The following is an 8564-nucleotide window of genomic DNA, read 5'->3' on the forward strand; positions in this document are numbered from 1 at the left end:
CGCGGCCCCAGGCCCTGAAACCACCCTGAAACCACGCTGAACCGCCCCCGCCGCAAGCTCTGCGCCATGACGACGAAGCAGACGAAGCAGACCACGCAGACGACGCAGACGACGCAGACGACGCAACGGAACGAGCCCGGCCTCGCCATCGCCGCCACCGGCCTCCACAAGGCCTACGGCGACAAGAAGGTCCTGGACGGCATCGACCTCCACGTGCCCACCGGCACGGTCTTCTCCCTCCTCGGCCCGAACGGGGCCGGCAAGACCACCGCGGTGAACATCCTCTCCACCCTCGTCCCGGCCGACGCCGGGCAGGCGCGGATCGCCGGGCACGACCTGGTGGCCGAGGCCCAGTCGGTGCGCGCCGCGATCGGCGTCACCGGCCAGTTCTCGGCGGTGGACGGCCTGATCACCGGCGAGGAGAACATGCTCCTCATGGCGGACCTGAACCACCTCTCCAAGCAGGAGGGCCGCCGGGTCACCGCCGACCTGCTGGAGCGCTTCGACCTCGTCGACGCCGCGAGGAAGCCCGCCTCCACCTACTCCGGCGGCATGAAGCGCCGCCTCGACATCGCCATGACCCTGGTCGGCGGCCCGCGGATCATCTTCCTCGACGAGCCGACCACCGGCCTCGACCCGCGCTCCCGGCACACCATGTGGCAGATCATCCGCGAGCTGGTCTCCGGTGGTACGACCGTCTTCCTCACCACCCAGTACCTGGAGGAGGCGGACCAGCTCGCCGACCGGATCGCGGTGCTCGACGGCGGCCGGATCGTCGCCGAGGGCAGCGCCGAGGAGCTGAAGCGGCTGGTGCCCGGCGGGCACGTACGGCTGCGGTTCTCCGACCCGGTGGCCTACGAGCGCGCCGCGACCGCCCTGCGCGAGACGACCCGCGACGACGACGCCCTCACCCTGCAGATCCCCAGCGACGGCAGCCAGCGCGAGCTGCGCGCCGTACTCGACTGGCTCGACGCGGCCGGCGTCGAGGCCGACGAACTGTCCGTGCACACGCCCGACCTGGACGACGTGTTCTTCGCCCTGACCGCCGGCACCGCCGCGCCCGCCACCACCGCCGCCACCGCCACGAAGGAGACCGCCCGATGAGCGCCCCCGCCTCCCACGCCCTCCGCGACAACCTCACCATGCTGCGGCGCAACCTGCTCCACGCCCGCCGCTACCCCTCCCTCACCCTCAACCTCCTCCTCACCCCGGTCATCCTGCTGCTCCTGTTCGTCTACGTCTTCGGCAACGTGATGAGCGCCGGCCTCACCGGCGGTCACGCGGACCGCTCCGAGTACGTCGCCTACCTGGTCCCCGGCATCCTGATGCTGACCGTGGCCATGACCTCGCTCGGCACCGCCGTGTCCGTGGCCACCGACATGACCGAGGGCATCATGGCCCGGTTCCGCACCATGGCGATCTCCCGTGCCTCCGTGCTGATCGGCCACGTCGTCGGCAGCGTCATCCAGACGCTGATGGCGCTGGTGCTGGTCCTGGGCATCGGCCTGGCCATCGGTTTCCGGCCCGACGCGACCCCGCTGGAGTGGCTGGCGGCGGCCGGTCTGATGGCGCTGGTCAGCCTGGCCCTGACCTGGCTCGCCGTCGGGATCGGCCTGATCAGCCCGAACGCCGAGGGCGCCAGCAACATCGGCACCCCGCTGGTCATGCTGCCCTTCCTGTCCAGCGCGTTCGTGCCGGTGGACGCCATGCCGGGCTGGTTCCGCTGGTTCGCCGAGTACCAGCCCTTCTCGCCGGCCATCGAGACCCTGCGCGGCCTGCTCCTCGGCACGGAGATCGGCACCACGAACGCGGTCCTCGCCGTCGCCTGGTGCGCGGGCATGACCCTGGTCGGCTACTTCTGGTCCAAGGCCCGCTTCAGCCGCGAGCCCCGCCGGTGACCGACCGGGCACGGGTCGCCCCCAGCTCCCGCAGGGCCGTGGCCCACAGCTCCTCCCGCCCCAGGGCGGCGTACGACGACCTCGCCTCGTCGTACGCCGCCCTGCCGGCGTTCTCCGCGGCGGCGCGGGCCCGACTGCCGGACAGCGACGGGAAGTTCCGTACCACCGGCATGTGTTCGGTGGCCGCCACCAGCCGTACGCCCGCCGGGTCGCCCCCCGCCAGCATCGCCAGGCCGACCGCCAGCAGCACCGCGCCGGTCACGGGCAGCTCGCCCGGGCCGCCGTGGCCGGCCGACGCCAGCAGACCGGTCAGCCGTTCCCTCAGTTCCCCGGCGAGCCCCGCCACCGGCTCCGGCCGCCCGTGCAGGGCGTGCGCGGCCAGCGCGGCCGACCGCAGCTCCAGCGACCAGGTGTCCAGGAAGGGGTCGCCGGCGTCGTCGCCGTACCCCTGCCGCAGCGGTTCCACCGCCCGCCGCCACAGGCCGAGCCCCAGCTCGGTCAGGCCCCGGGCCAACGCCAGTTCGGCGCGGCCCGCCAGCTCGGGCGTGTACACCTCCGCCGCGTCGCCCGGCCTGGTCAGGGACAGGCCGAGCCAGTACTCCGCCTCGTCGATCTCCCCGAGCTGCAGGCACGCCAGCACCAGACCCCAGCGGACGCCGATCGCGTCCGAACCGTCGGCGAACCCGTCCAGCGTGTCCAGCGCGGCGCGCAGATGGCCGTACGCCTCCTGCGGCCGCTCGGACTGCAGGCACAGCTCGCTCACCCGCCCGTGGCCCAGCAGCCGCAGCGTCGGGTTGCCGGTCGGGCCGAGCTTCTCCACGATCCGGCGGGCGCACTCCAGTGCCTGTTCCCGCTCGTGCGCGGCCTCCCACACATAGCTGGCGACGCCCGACGCGACCCCCGCGAGCAGCGGCTCCTCGGCCTCGCACAGCTCCCGCAGCCGCTCGTAGCGCGGCGGCCGGATCTCCGGTACGGCGCCCAGCACCACCGCCAGCGCCCGCTGCACGGTGTCCGGCGGGGCGGGCGGCAGCCGCCGCAGCGTCATCAAGTGCCGTACGGCGTGCGGCCCGTGACCCATGAACAGGGCCGCCGTGCACACGACGGCCGCGCTGCGGGCGGCCTCCACGTCCGCGGGCCGCCCGGGGTCCGGCCGGTAGTGGGACAGCGGCCCGCCGGTCTCCGCGGCGAGCGCGGCGAGCCGCCCGTAGTGCGAGCCGGTGGACCACAGGGAGGCCAGTACGGCGGTGAGCGCGGCGGTGGCGGGCGCGTCGCCGTGGGCCAGCGCGTACCGCAGGGCGAGCACCAGGTTGTCCTGCTCGGCCCGCACCCCCACCCAGGAGCGGCGCGGGTCGACACCGAAGAGGACGTCGTGGTGGGCGCGCCCGAAGTCCCGCGCCCAGGCCAGGAACCGCTCCCGTACCGTCTCCTCCTCACCGGCCTCCGCGCGCCGGGCGGCGCTGAACTCCCGCAGCGTCTCCAGCATGTGGAAGCGCAGCCCGGCCTCGCTGTCGCCGGCCTTCACCAGCGACTGGCCGGCGAGTTGTTCCAGCAGCGTCAGCGGGTCCGCGTCCAGGTCGGCGAGCAGGTACTCGGCGGCGTCGGCGGTGAAACCGCCGGGGAACACCGACAGCGCGCGCAGCGCCGCCCGCCCGTCGGGCTCCAGCAGGTTCCAGCTCCACTCGACGACGGCCCGCAGCGTGCGGTGCCGGGCGGGCGCGTCCCGGGCGCCGCCGCGCAGCAGCGCGAAGCGGTCGCGCAGCCGGCGCTCGATGTCGGTGACGGACAGCACCCGCACCCGGGCGGCGGCGAGTTCGACGGCGAGCGGCAGCCCGTCGAGGTGCCGGCAGATCTCGGCGACGGTACCGGCGGGCAGCTCCACGCCGGGCCGCGCGGCCCGCGCCCGCTGCTCGAACAGCTCGACGGACGTGGCGAGCGACAGCTCGGGCAGCGCGTACACGGACTCCGAGGTCAGCCCGAGCGGCGCCCGGCTGGTGGCCAGCACCCGCAGCTCCTTGGACCGGGACACCAGCTCCCGCACCAGCGCGGCCACCCCGCCGATCACCTGCTCGCAGTTGTCCAGCACGAGCAGCGCGGGCCCGGACCCGAGCGCGGAGACCACGGCACTGACGGGATCGGCGTCCTTGCCCCCGCCGAACTGCGGCCCGTCGCCTCCCGCCACGGCCGAGGCGACCTCGTCGGCGACGTCCTCGTCCCGGGTCACACCGGCGAGCGGCACGAAGTGGACGACGGCCTGCTCGGCGGCCCGGCACACCGCGTGCGACAGCCGGGTCTTGCCCAGCCCGCCGGGCCCCATGACGGTGACGACCCGCGCCTCCCGCAACAGCCCGCGCACGGCCGTGACGTCGTCGTCCCGCCCGAGCAGCGGATTGGGATCGTGCGGCACCCCCTGCCGCACGGGAGCCCGGTCGGCGGCGAGCAGGTCCTGACAGACGGCCTTCAGCCCCGGCCCCGGATCGACCCCCAACTCGTCCCGCAGACGCCGCCGGTAGGCGTCGTACCGCGCAAGTGCCGCGGCCCGCCCGGCGGTGGCGGCCTCGCAGCGCAGCAGTTCGGCGAGCACCTCCTCGTCCCGGGGCGCCTCCTCGGCCAGCTCCCCGAGCGCCGCCACGGCCTCCTCGGCCCGCCCGAGCCGGGCCAGCGCGAGCGCCCGCCCCCGCACCAGCGCCCGGTGGGCACCGAGCCGTCCTACCCTCAACGCCACCACGGGGTCGTGCAGATCCTCCCCGGCGGCGGCCCCCACGCCGCCGTCCCACAGGGCCAGCCCCGCCTCGGCCTCGGCGAGCGCCCCGGCGTGATCCCCGCCCCGCGCCCGCTCACCGCAGGCGGCCTCGTGCAGCAGCAGCGCACACGCGTCGACCTGATGCTCGTCCAGCGCGAGCCGGTACCCGACAGGCGTGCTCACCACCAACTCGGCCCCGCCCCGGGCCCGCAGCCGCGACACCAGCACCTGCACGGCCTTCCCGGGCCGCTCCGGCTGCTCGTCGGGCCACAGCCCCTCGACGAGCCGTCCCGTACTGCACCCGCCCCGCAGGTCCTCCGCGAGCAACGCCAGCAGCCCACGCAGCCGGGGCGCGGTGATCTCCCGCCCGTGAAGGGCGACTCGGGACAGCAGGGCCAGCTCGGTGGTCATTCGTGCAGAGTAGCGAGCGGGGGGCGACGGGGTGCCGCAGACTCGAACGCGCTTTCAATCCCCCGCGAACCACACATAGCTGCCCGGCGTGCCGGCGCACTGCTCCAGCATCCCCGCAAGCGCGTCCAACGCGTCGAGCCGCCGCAGCCCGTTGGCGTCGCGGAACTCCGGGATGTCCCGGACCTCCTGGATCTCCCGGAGGGCGGCAGCGGCTTCCTGCTCGTTCATCAGGGTGTCCCCGTACGGATCCACCCCGGCGAGCCTCCCGGCCACGCCGAGCTGCCGGAACGACCCGAGCAGCTCGGCCAGCGCGTCACCGTGCTCGTAGGAACTCCGCAGCAGGGTCGCGCGGGACTTGCGCCAGTTGCGGTGGGCGGGCCGCGCCGAGTGCAGCTCCAGGTCGATTCCCATGCCTCATGATGACCGACCGGCAGCGTCCCGCCGCTGATCCCGCCCAGGCGACGGCGGGATCAGCCGAGGCACAGCCCGAGCAGGCACAGCTGGGCGGGCGAGGTCGCGGCGGGCGCGGGCGCGGTGCCCTGGCTGTCCGCTCCCGTGCCGCTGCTGCCGCTGGTGTCGGCGGTGGTCGGAGCCGGGGCGGGCTGGGTCGCCGTACCGGACGTGCCGGTCGTGCCGGTCGTGCCGGACGTTCCGGAAGAGGAGGACGGCCTGCTCGACGTGTCTCCCTCGGACGTGCTCCCGGTGGTCTGCCGCTGCGGCGACGACACGACGACGGTGCGGGGGGCGGTGGCGGGCGGGGCGACCTGCCGCGGCTCGGTGACGGAGGCGGCGTGGACGGGCTGCTGTCCGCCGATGCCGGTGCCCGACGCGTGCTCGTCCGACCCGTGCGCCCCGGATGCGGGCGCGGAGTGCGGCGGGCGAGGGGTGGACGGAGACGTCGGGTCCGGCAGGGCGGGCTCCTCCCGCACCTCGTCCTTCGCGCCGCCCATGGCGCGGTCGTCCGGCGTGGTGGCGGCCTGCGCCGGGCCGGCGGTGTGCCGGTCCAGCGTGGCCAGCGACAGGCCGCCGCCGACCAGGGCGAAGGCGGTGGCGACCATGGCCCTGCGCTGGTGCTTCTTCAGCCGCGCGAGCTGGCGGCGGCGGGCCGCCCGGCCGGGCCGCGCGGCCGCCACGGCCGTGACCTCGGCGGACGGGACGTCCTGCACCGGCCGGGACGGGGGCTCCCAGGCCAGGTCGTCGTCCCACAGCGCGTCCGGGCCCGGCGCGGCGGCCAGGACTCCGGCGGTCGTCGTACCGGCAGCCGATTCCGGACCGAGCGGGCTGGTGACGACGGGCGGTGCGATGTCGGGGGCGTAGGCCCCGCACCCGGGACACACCAGGGCGCCGTTGAGATGCCGACGACACGTGGAGCAGTAGTCCATCTGCGGTCTTCCTGGGTCGACTGCGCCGTCGGCCCGCCGGGCCACGGCCTGGTCACGCTCGTACAGGACATCGAGCGGCCAGCAACGCTAACGACCCTTTCGAAAGGCTGTGTGCAGCCCGTGTGACGCTCCTGCACAGATCCCGGAAACGGCGACCACGGACCGCCCGGCATGCGCCCTGCCGGTGAGCGAGATGTGACCGGCACGGTCACGCGCCTCCACAAGCGTGCGGATCCGGCAACGGTGCCGCTCCACCCGTGACAGGGCTGACCTGCGGAACGCTGAGGAAGGTGACCCCGGGCGGGGTCATGGCGCTCACCCTCCGGGGGGAGGTGCGTGGGCGCGCCCACGCAGGGGCGGTACCGGTCTTCCCCCGTGACCGGACCGCCCCTGCACACACCAGCGGCGTGCCGCTACGCCGTAGCCCCCTGCTGCCTGCTCATCCACTCGGCGATCGCCTGCTCGGTCCGGGCGAGCTCGTCGGTCGGGCTGAACTGCAGCAGCTCGGTGCCGGCGTCCACGTAGGGCCGGTGCCCCGGTGGCAGATAGAAGGCATCGCCTGCCTGGTACACCTCTTCCTGGTCGCCGAGGACGGCGCGCATGCGTCCCGCGATGACGTAACCCCAGTGCGGACACTGGCACGCTCCGCCGGGCAGCGACTGCAGCGGCCCGTCGAGGTCGGCGTCGGCACCGAACGACACGAACTCGACCGAGTAGCCGCTCATCTCCTCGCGCCGGTCGGTCACCGGCCCGAATTCCTGGACCTGGGATGCCGTTTCCTTGGACACCTTGGGCATGGTGGACCTCCCTGCGCGTGACGAGCCCGCACATCTGCCCTCACTTCGAGTCCACCACCCCGGACAGCGGCGCGCATCCGGACGGCCCGGTCAGAGATCCCTGGCCGGCCAGTCGAGCAGCCGGGCGCCGATGACCGCCGTCTGCAGCATGTAGCGGTGCGCGGGGTCGGCGGGGTCGGCGCCGGTGAGCTTGCGGATGCGTTCCAGGCGGTAGGTCATGGCCCGCACGCTGAGGGAGAGGCGGCGCGCGGCCTCGGCGGCCACACAGCCGGAGTCGAAGTAGGCGGTGAGTGTGTCGAGGAGCGGCTCGGCGCCCCCGCGGGCCGTGGTGAGCGGGCCGAGGGTGCCGCGGACGAGGTCGGCCATGGCCTGCCGGTCGCGGGTCAGGACGGGGTAGACGAGCAGGTCGGCGGCGCGCAGCACCGGCTCGTCCAGGCCCAGCCGTTCCGCCAGTTCCAGGGCGTTCAGGGCTTCCTCGTACGACTGGACGACCCCGCCGGGGCCGGGCTGCGGCCGGCCGATGGCGACCGTGCCGCCGTCGGTGGCGGCGTGCGCCTGCTTGGCGAAGTAGGGGAGGACCTCCTCCTCGTGCCCTGCGGCGATGCACAGCAGCCGGCCGTCCTTCGTGGTGAGCAGGACGCTGCGGTTGTCGAAGCGGGCCAGCAGCGCCCGCTCCACCTGCCGGGCGACCGGCGCGCCCTCCTCATAGGCCACCGGCCCTTCCGCGACGGCGACGGCGTGGGCGTGGGACAGGCGCAGCCCGAAGCGTTCGGCGCGCTCGGCGAGCCGGCCCAGGTCGCTGCGCCCGTAGAGCAGGTCGTCGATGAACTCGCGGCGCGCGGCCTCCTCCTGGCGCACGGCGAGGCGCTGGGCGCGTTCGTAGCCCTCGGCGAAGGCATCCACCGCCTGCTGCACGGCGGCCAGGGTGCTCTCGAGCGAGCCGGGGCCGGGCGAGCGGACGGCGCGGGCGGCGGTCAGGTGGGCGCTGACGAGGGCCCGCAGCCCGTAACCGGCTTCCGCCGCCTGCTCGCCGAGGATCCGCCGGGACTCGATCTCCTCCCGGTTGAGGCGGCGGCCCGTCGCCGAGACGTCGGCCAGGATGCGGGCATAGCCGTCCAGATACTGCTCGGGAATGTCCCGCCCCGTCACGTCGCCCCCCGGTTCCTGACGCGCCGATGACGCCTTCCTGGCGGGTCACCGGCATGCAGAACCTAGTGAACACTGCCGGACACCGGCAATGCGCGGGCGGGCGCCGGTCGCCCATCATGACGTGCGGGGAGCACTGCGGAGGGTTCCGGTGCCGGAGTCCGGCAGACGGCCTGCCGCCTGCCGGACT

7 protein-coding genes are annotated in these 8564 nt (G+C 74.6%); 2 read left to right on the forward strand and 5 right to left on the reverse strand.

Translation table 11 applies throughout. From position 1 onward, the window contains the following. The first annotated feature begins 66 nt into the window (after positions 1-66). Together IE308_RS25745 and IE308_RS25750 are read left to right on the forward strand one after the other, a co-directional pair. Positions 67-1104: an ATP-binding cassette domain-containing protein gene (locus tag IE308_RS25745; RefSeq protein WP_229909082.1), complete on the forward strand. Its 1038-nt coding sequence runs from the start codon at positions 67-69 to the stop codon at positions 1102-1104. After that, positions 1101-1898 carry an ABC transporter permease gene (locus IE308_RS25750; protein ID WP_190219720.1) on the forward strand — a complete coding sequence of 266 codons (798 nt, stop codon included), beginning with the start codon at positions 1101-1103 and terminating at the stop codon, positions 1896-1898. The genes IE308_RS25745 and IE308_RS25750 overlap by 4 nt, the downstream gene beginning before the upstream one ends. Here the strand turns inward: IE308_RS25750 and IE308_RS25755 are convergent. The 5 genes from IE308_RS25755 to IE308_RS25775 form a co-directional block, all read right to left on the reverse strand. Continuing rightward, the gene (locus IE308_RS25755; RefSeq protein ID WP_190219721.1) at positions 1876-5049 is read right to left on the reverse strand and encodes an ATP-binding protein; all 3174 of its coding nucleotides are present in this window, start codon (positions 5047-5049) and stop codon (positions 1876-1878) included. The genes IE308_RS25750 and IE308_RS25755 overlap by 23 nt on opposite strands. Positions 5050-5103: 54 nt before the next feature. Then, positions 5104-5460, reverse strand: a complete 357-nt coding sequence (locus tag IE308_RS25760) for a hypothetical protein (RefSeq protein ID WP_190219722.1) — start codon at positions 5458-5460, stop codon at positions 5104-5106. A gap of 59 nt (positions 5461-5519) precedes the next feature. Next, entirely contained in the window at positions 5520-6431 is a 912-nt protein-coding gene (locus IE308_RS25765; RefSeq protein ID WP_190219723.1) for an SCO2400 family protein, read from the reverse strand. Positions 6432-6844: 413 nt separating this feature from the next. Continuing rightward, positions 6845-7228, reverse strand: coding sequence for a cupin domain-containing protein (locus IE308_RS25770; protein WP_110629482.1), 384 nt, complete (start codon positions 7226-7228; stop codon positions 6845-6847). A 90-nt stretch (positions 7229-7318) separates the two neighbouring features. Further along, complete coding sequence (locus tag IE308_RS25775; RefSeq protein ID WP_110629483.1) at positions 7319-8377, reverse strand: PucR family transcriptional regulator; 1059 nt, start codon at positions 8375-8377, stop codon at positions 7319-7321. Positions 8378-8564 lie beyond the last annotated feature (187 nt).

The organism is Streptomyces griseosporeus, from assembly GCF_014656055.1.
Lineage (GTDB): Bacteria > Actinomycetota > Actinomycetes > Streptomycetales > Streptomycetaceae > Streptomyces > Streptomyces griseosporeus.

What these genes read in the sequence shown, in the direction of transcription:
- IE308_RS25745 (WP_229909082.1), top strand. Translation starts at nt 67, where the DNA reads ATGACGACGAAGCAGACGAAGCAGACCACGCAGACGACGCAGACGACG.
- IE308_RS25750 (WP_190219720.1), top strand. Translation starts at nt 1,101, where the DNA reads ATGAGCGCCCCCGCCTCCCACGCCCTCCGCGACAACCTCACCATGCTG.
- IE308_RS25755 (WP_190219721.1), bottom strand. Translation starts at nt 5,049, where the DNA reads ATGACCACCGAGCTGGCCCTGCTGTCCCGAGTCGCCCTTCACGGGCGG.
- IE308_RS25760 (WP_190219722.1), bottom strand. Translation starts at nt 5,460, where the DNA reads ATGGGAATCGACCTGGAGCTGCACTCGGCGCGGCCCGCCCACCGCAAC.
- IE308_RS25765 (WP_190219723.1), bottom strand. Translation starts at nt 6,431, where the DNA reads ATGGACTACTGCTCCACGTGTCGTCGGCATCTCAACGGCGCCCTGGTG.
- IE308_RS25770 (WP_110629482.1), bottom strand. Translation starts at nt 7,228, where the DNA reads ATGCCCAAGGTGTCCAAGGAAACGGCATCCCAGGTCCAGGAATTCGGG.